The sequence below is a fragment of the Paenibacillus sp. FSL R5-0912 genome (assembly GCF_000758605.1).
Taxonomy (GTDB): Bacteria; Bacillota; Bacilli; order Paenibacillales; family Paenibacillaceae; genus Paenibacillus_AQ.
In genome coordinates this window covers 123,128-142,470 of sequence record NZ_CP009282.1, presented here as the reverse complement: position 1 = coordinate 142,470, position 19,343 = coordinate 123,128, and the positions used below count along the sequence as shown (strand labels likewise).

General features: G+C 50.5%; 13 protein-coding genes, 10 tRNA genes, 3 rRNA genes and 1 other RNA gene. All 27 read right to left on the bottom strand.

Annotation, left to right across the window (positions count from 1 at the left end; all coding sequences use genetic code 11):
- Positions 1 to 3: 3 nt before the first annotated feature.
- The 27 genes from lgt to rho all read right to left on the bottom strand — a co-directional run bounded on the left by lgt (position 4) and on the right by rho (position 19,309).
- A complete protein-coding gene (gene lgt, locus R50912_RS00705; protein WP_042231547.1) occupies positions 4 to 1,035 on the bottom strand; it encodes a prolipoprotein diacylglyceryl transferase in 1,032 nt (343 codons plus the stop codon).
- A 12-nt stretch (positions 1,036 to 1,047) separates the two neighbouring features.
- Complete coding sequence (hprK, locus tag R50912_RS00700) at positions 1,048 to 1,986, bottom strand: HPr(Ser) kinase/phosphatase (RefSeq protein ID WP_042132736.1); 939 nt, start codon at positions 1,984 to 1,986, stop codon at positions 1,048 to 1,050.
- 287 nt (positions 1,987 to 2,273) lie between these two features.
- Positions 2,274 to 3,395, bottom strand: coding sequence for an ABC transporter ATP-binding protein (locus R50912_RS00695; RefSeq protein WP_042231545.1), 1,122 nt, complete (start codon positions 3,393 to 3,395; stop codon positions 2,274 to 2,276).
- 109 nt (positions 3,396 to 3,504) lie between these two features.
- Complete coding sequence (locus tag R50912_RS00690; protein WP_052415844.1) at positions 3,505 to 4,602, bottom strand: PucR family transcriptional regulator; 1,098 nt, start codon at positions 4,600 to 4,602, stop codon at positions 3,505 to 3,507.
- Between the two features lie 116 nt (positions 4,603 to 4,718).
- Complete coding sequence (locus R50912_RS00685) at positions 4,719 to 5,648, bottom strand: NAD(P)/FAD-dependent oxidoreductase (protein WP_156122893.1); 930 nt, start codon at positions 5,646 to 5,648, stop codon at positions 4,719 to 4,721.
- Positions 5,649 to 5,819: 171 nt separating this feature from the next.
- Positions 5,820 to 5,892 (bottom strand) — tRNA-Lys (locus R50912_RS00680).
- 11 nt (positions 5,893 to 5,903) lie between these two features.
- Positions 5,904 to 5,986 (bottom strand) — tRNA-Tyr (locus R50912_RS00675).
- A 4-nt stretch (positions 5,987 to 5,990) separates the two neighbouring features.
- Positions 5,991 to 6,066, bottom strand: a tRNA-Phe gene (locus R50912_RS00670).
- Positions 6,067 to 6,093: 27 nt separating this feature from the next.
- Positions 6,094 to 6,171 (bottom strand) — tRNA-Asp (locus tag R50912_RS00665).
- A 17-nt stretch (positions 6,172 to 6,188) separates the two neighbouring features.
- Positions 6,189 to 6,264: transfer RNA gene (locus tag R50912_RS00660), tRNA-Thr, on the bottom strand.
- Positions 6,265 to 6,294: 30 nt separating this feature from the next.
- Positions 6,295 to 6,370 (bottom strand) — tRNA-Val (locus tag R50912_RS00655).
- Positions 6,371 to 6,379: 9 nt separating this feature from the next.
- A tRNA-Met gene (locus tag R50912_RS00650) sits at positions 6,380 to 6,456 on the bottom strand.
- A gap of 24 nt (positions 6,457 to 6,480) precedes the next feature.
- A tRNA-Ser gene (locus R50912_RS00645) sits at positions 6,481 to 6,572 on the bottom strand.
- An 82-nt stretch (positions 6,573 to 6,654) separates the two neighbouring features.
- A 23S ribosomal RNA gene (locus R50912_RS00640) occupies positions 6,655 to 9,583 on the bottom strand.
- A 291-nt stretch (positions 9,584 to 9,874) separates the two neighbouring features.
- Positions 9,875 to 9,950 (bottom strand) — tRNA-Ala (locus R50912_RS00635).
- Positions 9,951 to 9,978: 28 nt separating this feature from the next.
- Positions 9,979 to 10,055, bottom strand: a tRNA-Ile gene (locus R50912_RS00630).
- Between the two features lie 44 nt (positions 10,056 to 10,099).
- Positions 10,100 to 10,216, bottom strand: a 5S ribosomal RNA gene (rrf, locus tag R50912_RS00625).
- Between the two features lie 124 nt (positions 10,217 to 10,340).
- Positions 10,341 to 11,898: ribosomal RNA gene (locus R50912_RS00620) — 16S ribosomal RNA — on the bottom strand.
- The 16S, 23S and 5S rRNA genes sit together here with 10 tRNA genes alongside, the layout of an rRNA operon.
- A gap of 302 nt (positions 11,899 to 12,200) precedes the next feature.
- On the bottom strand, positions 12,201 to 12,467 hold the full coding sequence (locus R50912_RS00615; RefSeq protein ID WP_042231541.1) for a pro-sigmaK processing inhibitor BofA family protein: 267 nt from the start codon (positions 12,465 to 12,467) through the stop codon (positions 12,201 to 12,203).
- A 27-nt stretch (positions 12,468 to 12,494) separates the two neighbouring features.
- Positions 12,495 to 12,761 (bottom strand): DUF2508 family protein, encoded by a 267-nt coding sequence (locus R50912_RS00610; RefSeq protein ID WP_052415842.1) that lies wholly within the window; start codon positions 12,759 to 12,761, stop codon positions 12,495 to 12,497.
- A gap of 198 nt (positions 12,762 to 12,959) precedes the next feature.
- On the bottom strand, positions 12,960 to 13,559 hold the full coding sequence (gene recR, locus R50912_RS00605; protein WP_036698882.1) for a recombination mediator RecR: 600 nt from the start codon (positions 13,557 to 13,559) through the stop codon (positions 12,960 to 12,962).
- Between the two features lie 36 nt (positions 13,560 to 13,595).
- Positions 13,596 to 13,907, bottom strand: coding sequence for a YbaB/EbfC family nucleoid-associated protein (locus R50912_RS00600; RefSeq protein ID WP_039309650.1), 312 nt, complete (start codon positions 13,905 to 13,907; stop codon positions 13,596 to 13,598).
- Between the two features lie 52 nt (positions 13,908 to 13,959).
- The gene (gene dnaX, locus R50912_RS00595) at positions 13,960 to 15,726 is read right to left on the bottom strand and encodes a DNA polymerase III subunit gamma/tau (protein WP_042231539.1); all 1,767 of its coding nucleotides are present in this window, start codon (positions 15,724 to 15,726) and stop codon (positions 13,960 to 13,962) included.
- Positions 15,727 to 15,997: 271 nt separating this feature from the next.
- An RNA gene (gene ffs / locus R50912_RS33790) (signal recognition particle sRNA large type) lies at positions 15,998 to 16,266 on the bottom strand.
- A 60-nt stretch (positions 16,267 to 16,326) separates the two neighbouring features.
- Positions 16,327 to 16,524: a 50S ribosomal protein L31 gene (rpmE, locus tag R50912_RS00590; RefSeq protein ID WP_039309646.1), complete on the bottom strand. Its 198-nt coding sequence runs from the start codon at positions 16,522 to 16,524 to the stop codon at positions 16,327 to 16,329.
- 123 nt (positions 16,525 to 16,647) lie between these two features.
- Positions 16,648 to 17,925, bottom strand: a complete 1,278-nt coding sequence (locus R50912_RS00585; RefSeq protein WP_042231536.1) for a radical SAM family protein — start codon at positions 17,923 to 17,925, stop codon at positions 16,648 to 16,650.
- A gap of 25 nt (positions 17,926 to 17,950) precedes the next feature.
- Complete coding sequence (rho, locus tag R50912_RS00580) at positions 17,951 to 19,309, bottom strand: transcription termination factor Rho (protein WP_042231535.1); 1,359 nt, start codon at positions 19,307 to 19,309, stop codon at positions 17,951 to 17,953.
- Between the last annotated feature and the right edge of the window lie 34 nt (positions 19,310 to 19,343).

Below are 19,343 nucleotides of genomic sequence, written 5' to 3'. Positions count from 1 at the left end.
TTACTACTCCTTTGTTTCCTTATCTTCAGATGAGTCCTCCACCGGCTGGATAGGCTGAGGAGCCTTCTGCGGTGTATTCACTGCACTCTCGGGAACTACAGCATCTGCCGCTGCCGCTTTAGTGCTGACAATCGGATCAGAATAATGATCCTTCGGCTGACCGCTGACACGCCGTACAATGATCAATACAACTGCAACGAGAATGATTAGTAGTGCCAGAAGCTGTGAGATACGAACATTCCCGTATGCCGGATCGAAATACCCCTGCTCAAATCCCAGCCATTTCATCGGACTCCATAGACCGTTAATGAAGGATGCCAAACCGCTGCTGCCGTTAAATCCTAGGCTGTCCGTACGCAAAGCTTCAATAAAGAAACGGCCGATCGAATACCAGATGAAATAGGACATGAAGATTTCGCCTGCACGGACAAATTTCTGGCGGCGCAGTACCATCAGGAGCAGAATCCCCAGCAGGCTCCAGAGCGATTCATACAGGAAGGTCGGATGGTGAAACGCATCCCCTATGTACATTTGATTCACAATAAAGTCCGGCAGATGCAGCTTGTCACGCAGGAAGGATTCCTCTACAACGCCGCCGTAGGCTTCCTGATTGATGAAATTACCCCAACGGCCAATCATCTGACCGGCAAGCAGTCCAGGTGCACAGATGTCCACGATACGCCAGAACGGATATCCCTTGTAACGGAAATATATAATTCCGCAGATGATCGCCCCAATCAGCGCGCCATAAATAGCAATACCGCCATTCCAGACTTTGAATATATCCAGCAAGTTGTCCTTGTAATCTTCCCACTTGAACGCTACAAAATAAATCCGCGCACCAATGATCGCCGAAGGGACTCCGAGCAGCAGCATGTCCATGAAGAACTCCTGCGGAATGTTGTAGCGTTTGCCTTCTTGAATAGCAAGGAATAATCCGGCTAATGCACCAAGACCCAGTATCAAACCATACCAATGAACAGGCAGCGAACCGATGGAGAAGACAATCGGATTAATCGCTAATGAAAAAAACATGCTCTCACACTCCTAGTCCAGATCATCCATGTCTTCAGAGATGGTGGCTGTAAGTTTATTCGTAAATTGTAGAGCTGCGTTAAAGCCCATTTGTTTCAACCGGTAGTTCATCGCTGCAACCTCGATAATTACCGCAAGGTTACGTCCCGGACGTACGGGGATCGTTACAAGCGGCACATCGGTGTCAATGATCCTTGTAGTCTCCTCGTCCAGTCCGAGCCGGTCATATTGTTTATCCTGCTGCCAGGCCTCAAGTCTAACGACCAGTGTGATCCGCTTATGATTACGGATAGCCCCGGCACCGAAGAGAGTCATTACATTAATAATCCCTACCCCGCGGATTTCGAGCAAGTGACGAATGAGCTCCGGAGCTGTACCATGCAGCTGGTTATCCGAGGTCTGACGGATCTCTACTGCATCATCGGCGATCAGGCGGTGCCCGCGTTTAACCAGTTCAAGCGCCGTTTCACTTTTACCGATACCGCTGCTGCCTGTAATCAGCATACCTACACCATATACATCACAGAGAACACCGTGGATTGTTGCCGTAGGGGCCAGTCTGCCTTCCAGGAAGCTTGTCAGTCTGCTCGAGAAAATAGTAGTCGCCATCGAGCTGCGCAGCACAGGCAGTCCCTTTTCGTTACTAATTTCAATAAGCTCCTGCGGAACATCCAGCGCACGGGTAATTACAATACAAGGGGTATTATCGTTGCAAATTCCGCGAATCCGGCTTTTGCGTTCTTCCTCAGGAAGCATTGAGAAAAAGGCCAGCTCTGTTTTGCCCAGCAGCTGAACACGTTCTTCCGGATAATATTCGAAATAACCGGCCATTTCCAGTCCCGGACGATTCAAATCATCCACTGTAATCGGTCTTTTCAGACCCTCCTGTCCGGAAACAACCTCTAATTGAAAATGCTGTACCAGTTCCGATACCTTTACCTTCTTAGCCATGTATGTCCGTCCTTTCGTCACCTGCGGTTGTGTCCGCTTCCTGCACCCGGGTTCACAACTTTTCCCATTCCAGCTACAGGTAATTCTCCTGCTATCTTAATTGATAACGCCTATGAATGCAATCTTATTACCTATGGTATTGCTAAGCCTGTCCTGACGGAACACCCTGCTTTCCGGGTCTTTGGACCAATAGGTTTTATCTCCGGCTCCACATGCCCAATACAAGAAAAAGCCGCCTGTGAGGGCGGCTTTCTTCTATTATAACCTGTATCCCACTGTGCTTTGTCTTATCCCAGCAGAATGTTCAGTTCGGATTCTTTATCAAAGAGGTGAATTTTGTTCATGTCGATTGCCAATTTAGGCTTGCTGCCTTCACGGGTAGTGGAACGTCCATCTACACGGGCAATTACAGTGTTAGCGCCAAGGCCGCTCAAGTAGAGGAGCATTTCATGACCAAGGTTTTCAGTAACATCAACGAGCGAAGTGAAGATTGTATTCGGAGAAGCTTCCAGGAATACTGGCTCTTCATGAATATCTTCTGGACGAACGCCCATGATTACATCCTTGCCGATATAACCTTTGTTACGCAGCATTGTAGCTTTGCCGCCTGGAACTTCAACATCAAGGTTATCTGCGCGGAAACGGACAGCGCCGCCAACATCGGAGAGTGTACCATTGATAAAGTTCATTGTTGGGGATCCGATGAATCCTGCAACGAACAGGTTTGTAGGCTCATTGTACAATTCTTCAGGAGAAGCTGCTTGTTGAATGATACCATCGTACATAACTACGATACGGTCACCCATTGTCATAGCTTCTGTCTGGTCATGCGTTACATAGATACAAGTAGTTTCAAGGCGTTTAACCAGCTTAGTGATTTCAGCACGCATTTGACCACGAAGTTTAGCATCCAAGTTGGAAAGAGGCTCATCCATCAGGAAGACTTGCGGATCACGGACAATAGCGCGGCCTAGAGCGACACGTTGGCGTTGACCACCGGACAGTGCCTTAGGTTTGCGTTCCAGCAAATGCTCGATATCGAGAATTCTTGCTGCTTCGCGTACTTTCTTGTCGATTTCTTCTTTCTTCACTTTACGCAGTTTCAGACCGAAAGCCATGTTCTGATACACGCTCATATGCGGGTACAGGGCGTAGGATTGGAATACCATCGCGATATCGCGGTCTTTAGGAGCCACGTCATTCACTACACGGTCACCAATGTACATTTTACCTTCAGAAATTTCTTCAAGACCTGCGATCATACGAAGTGTTGTGGATTTACCGCAACCGGAAGGACCAACCAGTACGAGAAATTCCTTATCTTTAATATCAAGATTGATATCGATTACTGTTGCTTTATCAGAACCCGGGTATTTTTTGAAAATATGCTCTAAACGTACGCCTGCCATTGTATTTCCCCCTCGAGTCAATTATTGGATTAGAAAATCAAACGCTTTCTTGTACACTTATCTTACCCCAGACCTGGCCTCCTGGCTATTTGTAAGGTTCACAAAAATCCTATTTTCTTTTCGTCACTTTATACAATAACATGGCTAACTTCACAATCGCAGCATCCCCGAAACTCCGGACATCGGCTCCCGTTTCCTGTTTGATCTTGTCGAGTCTGTACAAGAGCGTATTCCGGTGGATATACAGCTTCTTCGCGGTTTCGCTGACATTGCAGTCCATTTCAAAAAAAGTTTCCAGCGTCAGCAGCATTTCCTTATCCGCCAGCACCGCCGTATAATCCCCGATCTGACCCAGCAGCTGTCTGCGGCGGTCATCGGGGATACTGTTCACCAGACGCTCCATATGAAGCTCCCAAGGCAGATGGATATAATCGCCTACCTGGAAGATCCGACCCAGAATAATCGTCTCGCGCAGCAGAGCCACGGAGCCTGTCAGGCCCTTAACCGGAATGATGGCCGGGGAAACCGCCAGATGGAAGACGCCAACCCATTCACTGGCGATCAGTTCATGCAGACCCATAGAGGTCTGAGACAGCAGATCCTCAGCACTTTCTTCCTCATCTTCCTTATCATCTCCGCCGGTGAGCAGTTCCTTACGGGCTAAAATTAACCATTCCTTATCCAACAAGGGAATTAACAGGACTTCGTTCTCGAAATAACTGCGCAGCAGCTTCATTAAAGAACGATACGTCATCTGCGGATTATGGACATTCTCACTAACCAGCAAAAAAGGAATCATATCCCCGAACAGCCGGCCTTTTAGCGTAATATCATCCGGAATTTCCGTATCATCCTTCTCTTGCTCGAGCTGCGAGTTCAACCAGCCGCTAAGCTGACGGGCCTCCATCTCTCCTTCTTCCTTAAGCCCGGTAGCCTTGAGGGCTACCGCAAAATTACGGCCCGCATAATTGACCAGCTGCAGTTCCAGAGGCGACAGCCCTTCTGTCTCCACCCACACCGCGGTTATACGCCCGTCATTCTCATATAGAGGAATCCACAAATATCCCTCATGAAAGACCGCCTGCTCTTGATCCTTCTCCGTACCCATGCCAAAAAGAGAAGCTGAATGCTGCCTCCCGAGCTGCTTGATTCCGGTTCTCTTTCCGGTGAGTTGCTCCAATTTTTGACGCAAAACCTCACTATCCATCGTCACCATTCTCCACCACTTTTGCTCTTTTCGCCTATTTTATCATATTTTGCTGCAAATTGCGGAATAGCTCTTCTGAACCCTGAGTGACATTTGATCAGCAGTGTATCAAAAGTCTATTTTGCTGCATATTGCTTCTTCGCAGGAGGCAGAATTACCGGATTCATCTTTTTCAAAGTCTTATGCATCCAGATCCCGGCAATGGCTCCCTCACCCATAGCGACCGTCGCCTGCTCCGCATGCACTGCAACATCTCCTGCCACCCATACATGCTCGATATTAGTCATTAATGAGCGTTTATTCGCCTCCACATGCTTATTCTTATGGAGCGTTACTCCCAGCTGTACGGCTAGCTCAGAATGTACCGGATTCTGTCCAAAAGCAATAAACCCGCGCTCTGCCGACAGCACCTCACCGTTCTCCATGGCTACCGCCTTAATTCTTCCGTTCTCTTCCTCAATGCGGGCAACCGGTTCTTCGATATACTGTATATCCTCATCCTGCAGCCGGTTACGATTTTCCGCCGAAACGGGTGTAAGTTCATGATTAATGTAGGTCAAATCACCTGTGCGTTCCCTTAAAACAAAAGCCATATTAGCGCCTACATCACCAGAGCCTATCAATACGGTCTGCCGGTTCTGAATTTCAAAGCCATCACAGTCCGGGCAAACATAGATTGTCATACCAAGGGCAGGCAGTAAGCCCGGCAGCTCAGGAAACCGGTCCATTACTCCAGTAGCAAGCAACAGAGTCCGGCCTACATATTGCTGCCCCCCGGTTCCGTGAAGTATGAATAATTCATCGGGCTTCTCGGCCTTAACTATTCTATCCTTCTGAAACGTTACACCTGCCCTTTCCGCCTGAAGCCTCCCCCTGGCCCGCAGTTCCTCACCCGGCACACCGTCAGGCCAGCCCAATATATTATGATAATTCCGGCATATGCTTGATCTTCCGCCTCCTGCATCAATTACAAGCACCTGATGGACCGAGTAACGTCCCAATTGAATAGCCGCCTGAAGCCCCGCAAAACCGCCGCCCACTATAATCCATCATATATCAATTGTCATTCCCTCATTTCTACAGCATTATAGACTTATAATTAAACGAGGGGAGCTATTTTAAACGAATTCCGGGTAATTTATATACTTTTTATTATTCAGACCTCCTGAAAACATAAAAAAAGCCATCACATGAAAGTGATGACTTCTGAATTAGGATGAGCCATGAAGGACTCGAACCTTCGACACCCTGATTAAAAGTCAGGTGCTCTACCAACTGAGCTAATGGCTCATAAAAAGGGATGGAGGCTGATGGATTCGAACCACCGAACACGTACGTGAGCAGATTTACAGTCTGATGCGTTTGGCCACTTCGCTAAGCCTCCATAATGGTGGCGCGGGAGGGAATCGAACCCCCGACACAAGGATTTTCAGTCCTTTGCTCTACCGACTGAGCTACCGAGCCATAAAATAAGCCTTAAAACAAAAAAAATGGCGGAACCGACGGGATTCGAACCCGCGATCTCCTGCGTGACAGGCAGGCATGTTAGGCCAACTACACCACGGTTCCACAATTTGTTGTAAAAATGGTGCCGGCGAGAGGACTTGAACCCCCAACCTACTGATTACAAGTCAGTTGCTCTACCAGTTGAGCTACACCGGCACGGTGTAAGGCGGATCTAAAATTTAAAAATGGTGGAGGCTGAGGGGTTCGAACCCCCGACCCTCTGCTTGTAAGGCAGATGCTCTCCCAGCTGAGCTAAGCCTCCGGGTATGTATGGTAGCGGCAGAGGGGATCGAACCCCCGACCTCACGGGTATGAACCGTACGCTCTAGCCAGCTGAGCTACGCCGCCACACTACAAGTATTGGATTTATAATGGCGGAGAGAGAGGGATTCGAACCCTCGCACCGCTTACGCAGTCTAACCCCTTAGCAGAGGGTCCCCTTATAGCCACTTGGGTATCTCTCCAAATAAATGGTAGCCATGTAAATCCGCACAGGAAATTAATTCCTGAAAACTGAATCCGAAACGAATCTGCGCTCTAAGAAATTTGGATAAGCCCTCGACCGATTAGTATTGGTCAGCTCCATGCATTGCTGCACTTCCACCTCCAACCTATCTACCTCGTCGTCTTCAAGGGGTCTTACTAGTTGGGAAATCTCATCTTGAGGGGGGCTTCACGCTTAGATGCTTTCAGCGCTTATCCCGTCCGTACGTAGCTACTCAGCCATGCTCCTGGCGGAACAACTGATGCACCAGCGGTACGTCCATCCCGGTCCTCTCGTACTAAGGACAGCTCCTCTCAAATTTCCTGCGCCCACGACAGATAGGGACCGAACTGTCTCACGACGTTCTGAACCCAGCTCGCGTACCGCTTTAATGGGCGAACAGCCCAACCCTTGGGACCTACTTCAGCCCCAGGATGCGATGAGCCGACATCGAGGTGCCAAACCTCCCCGTCGATGTGGACTCTTGGGGGAGATAAGCCTGTTATCCCCAGGGTAGCTTTTATCCGTTGAGCGATGGCCCTTCCATGCGGTACCACCGGATCACTAAGTCCGACTTTCGTCCCTGCTCGACTTGTAGGTCTCGCAGTCAAGCTCCCTTATGCCTTTGCACTCTGCGAATGATTTCCAACCATTCTGAGGGAACCTTTGAACGCCTCCGTTACTCTTTAGGAGGCGACCGCCCCAGTCAAACTGCCCGCCTGACACGGTCCCCGTACCCGCTTAGGGTACTAGGTTAGAACCTAGATACGATCAGGGTGGTATCCCAACGGCGCCTCCGCAGAAGCTTGCGCTCCTGCCTCTACGGCTCCCACCTATCCTGTACAGATCGTACCCAAATTCAATATCAAGCTGCAGTAAAGCTCCATGGGGTCTTTCCGTCTTGTCGCGGGTAACCTGCATCTTCACAGGTATTAAAATTTCACCGGATCTCTCGTTGAGACAGCGCCCAAGTCGTTACGCCATTCGTGCGGGTCAGAATTTACCTGACAAGGAATTTCGCTACCTTAGGACCGTTATAGTTACGGCCGCCGTTTACTGGGGCTTCGGTTCACAGCTTCGGGTTGCCCCTAACCACTCCCCTTAACCTTCCAGCACCGGGCAGGCGTCAGCCCGTATACTTCGCCTTGCGGCTTCGCACAGACCTGTGTTTTTGCTAAACAGTCGCTTGGGCCTTTTCACTGCGGCCCCCTCGGGCTATTCACCCTACCGAGGCACCTCTTCTCCCGAAGTTACGAGGTCATTTTGCCGAGTTCCTTAACGAGAGTTCTTCCGCGCGCCTTAGAATTCTCTTCTCGCCTACCTGTGTCGGTTTGCGGTACGGGCACCTTCTCCTGGCTAGAGGCTTTTCTTGGCAGTGTGAGATCATGACCTTCGCTACTACAATTTTCGCTCCCCATCACAGCCCAGCCTTATTGATGTGCGGATTTGCCTACACATCAGCCTCACTGCTTAGACGGACATATCCATCAGTCCGCGTCACTACCCTCCTGCGTCACCCCATCGCTCATAGCGGATTACGGTGGTACAGTAATTTCAAACTGTTGTCCTTCGACTACGCCTTTCGGCCTCGCCTTAGGTCCCGACTTACCCTGAGCGGACGAGCCTTCCTCAGGAAACCTTGGGCTTTCGGCGGATCAGATTCTCACTGATCTTTTCGTTACTCATACCGGCATTCTCACTTGTATGCTGTCCAGCGCTCCTTACGGTACACCTTCAACCCACATACAACGCTCCCCTACCCCAGATACAAAGTATCTAGCCATAGCTTCGGTGGTGTGTTTAGCCCCGTTACATTTTCGGCGCAGAGTCACTCGACCAGTGAGCTATTACGCACTCTTTCAATGGTGGCTGCTTCTAAGCCAACATCCTGGTTGTCTGTGCAACTCCACATCCTTTCCCACTTAACACACACTTGGGGACCTTAGCTGATGGTCTGGGCTGTTTCCCTTTTGACAATGGATCTTAGCACTCACTGTCTGACTCCCGGCAAGAAGTTAATGGCATTCGGAGTTTGACTGAGCTTGGTAACCCTTGCGGGCCCCGCACCCAATCAGTGCTCTACCTCCACCACTCCATTCACCGAGGCTAGCCCTAAAGCTATTTCGGGGAGAACCAGCTATCTCCGAGTTCGATTGGAATTTCTCCGCTACCCCCACCTCATCCCCGCATTTTTCAACATGCGTGGGTTCGGGCCTCCAGTGCGTGTTACCGCACCTTCACCCTGGACAGGGGTAGATCACACGGTTTCGGGTCTACGTCCACATACTCATTCGCCCTATTCAGACTCGCTTTCGCTGCGGCTCCGTCTTCTCGACTTAACCTTGCATGTTAAACGTAACTCGCCGGTTCATTCTACAAAAGGCACGCCATCACCCAGTAATAGGGCTCTGACTTTTTGTAAGCACACGGTTTCAGGTTCTATTTCACTCCCCTTCCGGGGTGCTTTTCACCTTTCCCTCACGGTACTGTTTCACTATCGGTCGCCAGGTAGTATTTAGCCTTAGCAGATGGTCCTGCTGGATTCATACGGGGTTTCACGTGCCCCGCACTACTCGGGATCCGTCTCGGAGAGAACACAGTTTAGGCTACAGGGCTTTTACCTCTATCGCGGGCCTTTCCAGACCTCTTCGCCTACCATATTCCTTTGTAACTCCATGTGAGACGTCCCACAACCCCAAGGGGCAAGCCCCTTGGTTTAGGCTGTTCCGCGTTCGCTCGCCGCTACTGACGGAATCACTATTGTTTTCTCTTCCTCAGGGTACTTAGATGTTTCAGTTCCCCTGGTCTGCCTCTGCGTATCCTATGTATTCAGATACGAGTAACTGCGAATTACCACAGCTGGGTTTCCCCATTCGGACACCCCCGGATCAAAGCTTGCTTACAGCTCCCCGAGGCAGTTTCGTTGTTCGCCACGTCCTTCGTCGGCTCCTGGCGCCTAGGCATCCTCCGTGTGCTCTTATTAGCTTAACCAATCGCTCCGGTATTGGCTCATTCGCTCATCTTGTTTTAAACAGCGCTTCCGGATGAATCCGTCCGCTAGTCTGTTTAAAGCCAAAAGTCGCTCATAATCCAAAACCATCGCTCAGCATGACTAATAACTATTTCAACTTGCTTACACAAGTTTCAGCTAAAAGATGTTCTAAAACGCAAATTCGTTTCGGTATCCAGTTTTCAAGGATCAAGGTGCTGTTATTATGAAACAATCACGACTGTGATGTTCGGAATAACAGACAATGTGCATATAATCTTGTAAAGAAGTATTGGTGGAGCCAAGCGGGATCGAACCGCTGACCTCCTGCTTGCAAGGCAGGCGCTCTCCCAGCTGAGCTATGGCCCCATAAAGGTATTCAATTCTAAATGTTATATGGTGGGCCTTGGTGGACTCGAACCACCGACCTCACCCTTATCAGAGGTGCGCTCTAACCAACTGAGCTAAAAGCCCATATAACAGATAACATTGTGAATCAACCAATAAATTGATTGTTCGCTTGGCGGCGTCCTACTCTCCCAGGACCCTTCGGTCCAAGTACCATCGGCGCTGGAGGGCTTAACGGTCGTGTTCGGGATGGGTACGTGTGGAACCCCTCCGCTATCGCCACCAAACGCATACGAAAGAGACTTGCTCTTTCAAAACTGAACACGAGTGAGTGTCCGAACCCTAAGGTTCGTTGTGGAAGCTTTAGCTTCCGATTTGAATGTTTCCGTTGCAGGAAACGATTCTCCATAGAAAGGAGGTGATCCAGCCGCACCTTCCGATACGGCTACCTTGTTACGACTTCACCCCAATCATCTACCCCACCTTCGGCGGCTGGCTCCCTTGCGGGTTACCCCACCGACTTCGGGTGTTGTAAACTCTCGTGGTGTGACGGGCGGTGTGTACAAGACCCGGGAACGTATTCACCGCGGCATGCTGATCCGCGATTACTAGCAATTCCGACTTCATGCAGGCGAGTTGCAGCCTGCAATCCGAACTGAGACCGGCTTTGCTGGGATTGGCTCCACCTCGCGGTTTCGCTTCCCGTTGTACCGGCCATTGTAGTACGTGTGTAGCCCAGGTCATAAGGGGCATGATGATTTGACGTCATCCCCACCTTCCTCCGGTTTGTCACCGGCAGTCACTCTAGAGTGCCCAGCTTAACCTGCTGGCAACTAAAGTCAAGGGTTGCGCTCGTTGCGGGACTTAACCCAACATCTCACGACACGAGCTGACGACAACCATGCACCACCTGTCTCCGATGCTCCGAAGAGGGGCACTATCTCTAATGCTTTCATCGGGATGTCAAGACCTGGTAAGGTTCTTCGCGTTGCTTCGAATTAAACCACATACTCCACTGCTTGTGCGGGTCCCCGTCAATTCCTTTGAGTTTCAGTCTTGCGACCGTACTCCCCAGGCGGAGTGCTTACTGTGTTAACTTCGGCACCAAGGGTATCGAAACCCCTAACACCTAGCACTCATCGTTTACGGCGTGGACTACCAGGGTATCTAATCCTGTTTGCTCCCCACGCTTTCGCGCCTCAGCGTCAGTTACAGCCCAGAAAGTCGCCTTCGCCACTGGTGTTCCTCCACATATCTACGCATTTCACCGCTACACGTGGAATTCCACTTTCCTCTTCTGTACTCAAGTCACCCAGTTTCCAGTGCGACCCCAGGTTGAGCCCAAGGTTTAAACACCAGACTTAAATGACCGCCTGCGCGCGCTTTACGCCCAATAATTCCGGACAACGCTTGCCCCCTACGTATTACCGCGGCTGCTGGCACGTAGTTAGCCGGGGCTTTCTTCTCAGGTACCGTCACTCCGGTAGCAGTTACTCTACCGGACGTTCTTCCCTGGCAACAGAGCTTTACGATCCGAAAACCTTCATCACTCACGCGGCATTGCTCCGTCAGGCTTTCGCCCATTGCGGAAGATTCCCTACTGCTGCCTCCCGTAGGAGTCTGGGCCGTGTCTCAGTCCCAGTGTGGCCGTTCACCCTCTCAGGTCGGCTACGCATCGTCGCCTTGGTGGGCCGTTACCCCACCAACTAGCTAATGCGCCGCAGGCCCATCCCCAAGTGGCAGATTGCTCCGCCTTTCATTCTCTCTTCAGGAGAGGAAAGAAATTATCCGGTATTAGCTACCGTTTCCGGTAGTTATCCCAGTCTTGAGGGCAGGTTGCCTACGTGTTACTCACCCGTCCGCCGCTAAATTCATTTGAAAGCAAGCTTTCAAATGAACTCCGCTCGACTTGCATGTATTAGGCATGCCGCCAGCGTTCGTCCTGAGCCAGGATCAAACTCTCCAAATTGGTTTTAGAAAGAGCGATTGCTCATTTTGAAACATCTGACGAGAATTTTCATTCTCTATTTTGGAAGTCACTTTCGTGATTTCCCACTCACTCGTTGTTCAGTTTTCAAAGATCAATGTCTCATCTTTCGTCGCCGATGTTTGTTTCAGCAGCGACCTTTATAATATATCACAGCACCTTTGTTTCAGTCAAGCGTTTTTTTAATTTCTTTTTTCGCTTCAGCTTTCAGCAAGTTATCCGAGAACATCTTGCTCAAAGGGCCGAGACTTAATGTATCATAAATCAACAACCCTCGTCAACCACTAAAACAAAGTTAATTTTAAACCCAGCAGCATTAGTACCCCGGGCAGCCCAAGAATCGTTACTGCGCCTATGGTTGTGGGATTCAGCGGGATGTGTACATTCGTTAGAATACCGGAGAAGTTAACAATATAGATGCCGATTGCCGCCAGAATAAGATGAGTTCCGAATACGCTTATCCAGGCCCACCCCAATTTTTTTCTGAATACAATTAGAATTAGCAGGAGCCCCGACAGAATCAGCACACCCATTGCAACAGTTCTTAGCATTGTGATCCTCCTCAATAGTTATTCCGGTTACATCGGCAGCCGGCTCCGGTTCAGCCCCAGTCTCTTGGCATGCTTAAGATGAATCTGGTATTTACGCTCGGCCGCCTCAAGTATATAGATGGCATAATCAATCTGGTCCTGACCCAGCGCCTCATCAAACATCAGATATGCCCGTTCCCACTCCGACTGCGCTTTGCGGACCTCATGGTACACCGTACCCCACTCATCTTCTATATGGGCATTATTCGCCCCTTCTGCATCTCTGCCCAGCCATTTCGTGTTCCACCATCCCATTGCAATCCCCTCCTATGATTGATTACTGGCGCAGCCGGGGCCGCACACCCGTTAATCTCATACATATCGGAATAGGGACAAACTTAGAACCATGAGTCAGTGCTCTTTTGTTGAATGCTGGCCGTCCCCCTGGAGTCTATACCTAATAAAAAAGAGGCCCCCAAGGGCCTCTTCAAATACAATTCAATGTCAGAACACTCAGAACAGCTCACGACGGCCTTCCAGCGCCTTCGACAGGGTTACCTCATCCGCATACTCAAGATCGCCGCCTACAGGCAAGCCATGGGCGATTCTCGTGATCTTGATCTCGAACGGACGGACTAGACGGGAGATATACATAGCCGTGGCCTCGCCCTCAATGTTGGGATTGGTCGCCATAATCAGCTCCTTCACCCGCTCATCACTGAGTCTGGTCAGCAGCTCCTTCAGCCGTATATCATCAGGTCCGATGCCCTCCATAGGCGAGATGGCACCCTGCAGCACATGATAGTAACCGTCAAACTCTTTGGTTCTCTCTATGGCTACCAGATCCTTGGAGTCCTGAACCACACAGATTACCGAGGCATCGCGGGTTTTGTCCTGACAGATCCTGCACGGGTCAGTATCGGTAATATTACAGCAGACCGAGCAATAATGAAGGTTCCGTTTGACACTGACCAGAGCTTTGGCGAAATCAATCACCTCATCCTCCTTCATGTTAAGCACATGAAAGGCCAGCCGGGCCGCTGTCTTCGGGCCAATCCCGGGTAAACGTGTAAAAGCTTCTATCAGCTTGGCTAGCGGTTCTGGATAATACAAAGTAATGGTTCTCCTTTGGTCGGGAGTGGAGTAAGCCTAGAATAAGCCAGGGATCTTCATTCCGCCGGTGAATTTACCCATATCGTTGTTAGCCAACTCTTCAGCCTGGGTAAGAGCATCATTAACAGCAGTGATCACCAGATCCTGCAGCATTTCGATATCTTCCGGATCAACAACCTCCGGTTTAATCTGAATAGACAGCAGTTTTTTGTGGCCGTTCACCTGAACGGTAACCACGCCGCCGCCGGATGAGCCTTCAATGGTCTTACCGCCTAGTTCTTCCTGGGCTTTGAGCATCTGCTCCTGCATTTTTTTAACCTGCTTCATCATTTGGTTCATATTATTCATACATCGTCTCTCCTTTGGGATGCGCGTTATCTGCGCTAGTATGCTTGAGGCTCTATTCCTTTATGACAACAAGGTCTTCTCCAAAGAGCTGGATCGCCTCGTCAATCCATGGTTCGGGTTTGGCTTCTATAGTCTCGTGCTCATGCTCCAGATGCAGTTCTTCTGTACTGGCCTTGGAAGCCGACTTGGTTGCAGCCTCATTCCAGTCACGCAGCAGCATCGTCACCAGCCGGTATGGCTTACCCAGCTTAGCAGACATCACGTTCTCGATGACCTGGCGGTTGGCCGGCTTCTCAGTCGTATCCCGGTGAATTGTATTCTTGAAGGCGACCAGCACTGCATCTTCCATAACTGCCACTGGCTCTCCATCTACAAACCACGCATGCACAGTTACTTTCTCTTCCTTCACGCCCTGCAGAACCTGGCTCCACTGCTTATACACATTGCCAAAGTCAGCGCTGTCTTTACCCGCAATGAACTTATCGAGCTGCGGCGGAAGCTTGCCTGCAGAGGATACTCTTGGAGCGCTTGGCGGGGCGGCCGCTCTCTGCGGGGCAGCCTGCTCACGCCCGCCGGCCACACCTCCGGATTGGATTGCCTGCTCAAGCTTCTTCTCCAGCGCGGCAATCTGCCGTTTGAGTACATCCAGTTCCCCCGAATCCACTGGTGAAGAACTTCTTCCCGCTTCCGGCGATACAGCACTCAAGGACGGGGCACCCGCTGAAGGAGCCTCCTGCTGGGTACTGCACAGCTTCATCAGCGCTACTTCAAATAAAGTCTGCGGATGAGTGGCATATTTCATCTCACCCAGATATCGGCTTAGGGTCTCCACAATCAGGAATAGCCGGTCACGGGTAAAGGCTGCTGCCATATCACGGAATTCCGCCGGATTCAGTACACGGTCGGTCAACTGGTCTGCCCCCGGCACCATCTTGATCATAAGTAAATCACGGAAATAATACAAAAGATTCTCCAGACATTTGTCGGCACTTTTGCCCTCGTGCATCAACTGCTCGACAAGCTCCAGCAGCAGCCCCATATCACTCTCCAAAATGGCTGTAGCCAGACGGGCAAACTGTTCGGATGGAATTCCTCCGGTCATGCCCAGCACCTGCTGATACGTCACATTCCCGTCTGTGAAAGACGAGATCTGATCAAGTATGCTCAGCGCATCACGCATCCCTCCGTCGGACAGACGGGCGATGTACTGGAGTGCGTCCGCATCTGCCGTAATGCCTTCCTTCTGGCATATCTCTCTCAGCCGGCCAGTCTGCTCCTCCAGAGAAACCCGGCGGAAGTCAAACCGCTGGCAGCGTGAAATGATCGTAGCCGGCAGTTTGTGCGGCTCTGTCGTAGCAAGAATAAACATGACATGCGGCGGCGGTTCTTCCAGCGTCTTAAGCAGGGCATTGAATGCTTCTGTTGTCAGCATATGCACCTCATCAATAATATACACTTTACGGCGTACTTCGGTAGGTGCATATTTCACCTTATCCCGCAGATCGCGAATCTCTTCAACACCCCGGTTGGAGGCCGCATCAATCTCCTGGACATCCATTACGTTGCCCGCTGTGATCCGCAGACAAGACGGACATTCATTGCACGGCTCCGGACCCGGGCCCCGCTCGCAATTGACCGCTTTGGCCAGCACCTTGGCCGCGCTCGTCTTACCGGTCCCCCGCGGGCCGCTGAACAGATACGCATGCGATACCCGCTGTTCACGGATCGCATTCTGCAGCGTCTGGATAATATGCTGCTGCCCTACCATATCCTGAAACGACTGCGGCCGCCAAGCACGGTACAGCGCGATATGTTCCACTATGCATTACCCTCTCTCAGGCTGCCGCTTTCCGGCATTTGTCGCTAATTTATTATACTATATTCCCCAGTCTTTGACCAAGCAGAAGCGCTTTCGCCATCCTCTAACGAGGACTATGCTTCCGATACAGCGATACTACGTATCGCTCTCAGGTAACCGCATCAGTGGGAAGTATTAGGATATAAAGTATGATAAAGCATATATTTCTTATCTTTCAAAAAACAAAAAGCATCTTCGCTTGTGGCAAAGACGCTACATAATAGTATTTAAACCGTGCACCCGTTATTGATGACTGCGATCCAAGCGGCAACCCTACAAAACTGCTCGGGCTAGGCCACCCTCCGGCACAAGAGTAAACTCACTTATGGCTGCTTCCTTCCGGACCTGACCAGGTTCATAAGCACTCATTGCGGAGGACCCAACCGTCAACACAGCCCATAGGAACCAAGGCCTCACATCGACAGCACCTCTAACAGGAATTCAACCTCGCTACAGCGGATTGCGAGTTACAGGGCACCGCTACCTCCCCGTCTAGCACGGCGAAGATAAGTATAGCTTACAGCCGGGCAAAAATCAACTAACATTAAAATGGAAAACCAATTAGATGCCGTATTTCTTCTTAAACTTATCCACGCGGCCGCCGGCATCCAGGAACTTCTGCTTGCCGGTGAAGAAAGGATGGCAGCTGGAGCAAATTTCGACGCGCAGCTCTTCCTTGGCAGAGCCAGCTTCAAAGGAGTTGCCGCAGGCACAGGTTACCTTAGTTACATTGTACTTGGGTTGAATTGCTGTTTGCATTTGAATATTCACCTCTCACGCCCTAAGCCTCATGCGGACTTAGAGTTATATGATTACGCAAGCTACATTCTAGCATGGAAGCCCAGGGCGCTGCAAGAGGTTTGGGAAGACTCAATCCTGCGGTTATTGGTGCACTCTGCGCTGCTTCGCACGGGCCAGTTCGGCAGGCGGAACATGGGTGAAGGAGCCGATCACAACATCCGGAAGCTCCTCGCGGAAGATCTCCAGCATCGTCTTCATTCCGAGAATCTCACCTTGAGCCGGAGGAATCAGCTCCAGATAGCTCTCCGGGTCAATATTAAGATTCCGCATCTGAATTAGCTTAATGTCTGTACGTCTGACGAACTCAACCATCGCCTCAATCTCTTCCTCGCGGTCCGTGACACCCGGAAAAATCAGATAGTTAATGGAAGTATATACACCCTGTGAAGCTGCATATTTCAGGGACTTCTCTACATTAGCCAGCGTATAGCCGCGCGGCTTGTAGTATGCATTATAGTGATCATCCAGCGCACTGATTGTGCTGACCCGCATAAGGTCAAGACCAGCATCCACAATGCCGCGGATATGATCGCTTAATCCTGCGTTCGTATTGATATTGATATAACCCATATCTGTAATAGAGCGTACTTCACGGATGGACTCAATGATTATCTTCGCCTGGGTAGAAGGTTCGCCTTCACAGCCCTGCCCAAAGCTTACAATCGACTCCGGCGTCTTAAGGTGCTCCAGCATGACTTGTGAAACTTCACTCACTGTAGGCCGGAAGTTCATCCGCGTCTGCGGCGATACAAATCCGCTGTCATCCGGCTGTTCGGAGATACAACCAAAGCAGCCGGCATTGCACGAGTAGGACACTGGAACGGCACCCTCCCAGCGGCCCAAGAAGGTATTGGACGAGGTCAGGCACTCGTATTCCAGTGCGCAGTTGGACAGATGATTATAGAGACGGTTCTCCGGGTACTTTGCGGTCAAATCACTGACGCCAATCTCTACATCCCCGCGGTCACAATTCAAAGGATTCCACTGATCCGTATCATCTGTAGGATCCGCCGCTACGTAGAATCCGCCATCCTTCCATACTACAGCGGAATAACCGAAGAGTGGAAGCTTATACGTCTTATCTGTCTTGACATAGCCGGGAAGGCACAGACGGGTAAAGCCCTGCGGCAATAGCGCTCCAACAGCCTGTGAGCCTAAAGGCAACGGCAGCATTTCACCTGTCCCGGGATCCATCCCGATTGCCCGCGTATTAGGCAGCCCTACCAGAGTAGCGCCTTCAGGCAGCGGGATCAATTCTTCCTCCAGTATCTCAACAATCATATCCCCGCTGCGGGCCAGTCCGTACAGCTCGGGATGATCATATACGTTTCCTTGCCCGTCGGCATATACCAAATACATGTTAGTCTCCTCTTGTTATCAATTCTCAGGTTGTAGGCACAGAAGGTGTCTTAGGCCGCGTGGTACGTCGGGCTGACGAACCGCTGTTCGATGTTCCGCCTTTGCTGGCGGTACTGTTTGCTGACGAGGAATCCTTGTTGCCGGCTACATCAAAAGAGGCCAGGAACTCAGCATTCGTCTTGGTGTCACGCAGTTTCTTCAGGAATCCTTCTACAAAGTCGTAGGATTCATTCATATTTTTACGGATTGACCAGATGGTATCCAGTTCTTCCTTGCTAAGCAATACTTCCTCGCGGCGTGTACCCGAACGGCGGATATCGATGGCCGGGAAGATACGGCGTTCGGCCAGCTTGCGGTCCAGGTGAAGCTCCATGTTCCCTGTGCCTTTGAATTCTTCGTAAATAATATCGTCCATGCGTGATCCGGTATCAATCAGCGCTGTTGCCAGTATGGTCAGGCTTCCTCCTTCTTCTACGTTCCGCGCGGAACCGAAGAAGCGCTTAGGGCGATGGAAGGCTGCGGGATCAATCCCTCCGCTCAGTGTCCGGCCGGATGGCGGAACCACGAGATTGTAGGCACGGGCCAGCCGGGTAATGCTGTCCAGCAGAATAACGACATCTTTCTTGTGCTCGACCAGACGAAGCGCCCGCTGTAACACAAGCTCAGCCACTTTGATATGGTTCTCCGGCAGTTCATCAAATGTTGAGGCGACTACCTCCCCTTTAACAGAACGCTGCATATCCGTTACTTCCTCAGGGCGTTCATCAATCAGCAGGACGAACAGTGCAATCTCGGGATTATTAATGGAGATACTGTTGGCAATTTCTTTCAGGAGGAGCGTCTTTCCTGCTTTGGGAGGTGCTACAATCAAACCGCGCTGTCCTAAACCTACAGGAGCAAGCAAATCCATTATACGGGTAGATAAATGGGCAGAGGAGGTTTCAAGCGGCAGCTTGACTTGCGGATATAGAGGTGTAAGCGCCGGAAAATGTAATCGTTCAGCTGCAGTTGCAGGATTCTCACCATTGACGGCATTGACTTGAAGCAATCCGAAATAACGTTCATTCTCTTTGGGTGTCCGGCATTTCCCGGATACAAGGTCGCCGCTTCTAAGATCAAACTTACGGATCTGCGAAGCAGAGATATAAATATCCTCCGCACTCGGCAAGTAGTTAATCGGTCTAAGGAAACCGTAGCCTTCCGGCAGGATCTCTAGCACGCCTTCCATAAACATAAGACCGCTCTGCTCAGCCTGCGCCCGGAGAATCGCGAAGATCAGCTCCCGCTTCTTGAGCGTTCCGTAATAAGGAATCTGGTATTTCTTAGCCAGCTTATACAGATCGGTCAGCTTCATTTCTTCCAGATCGGAAATTTGAAGATCCATGTGTAATAACCACCTATTCAATTTTTATAATGAG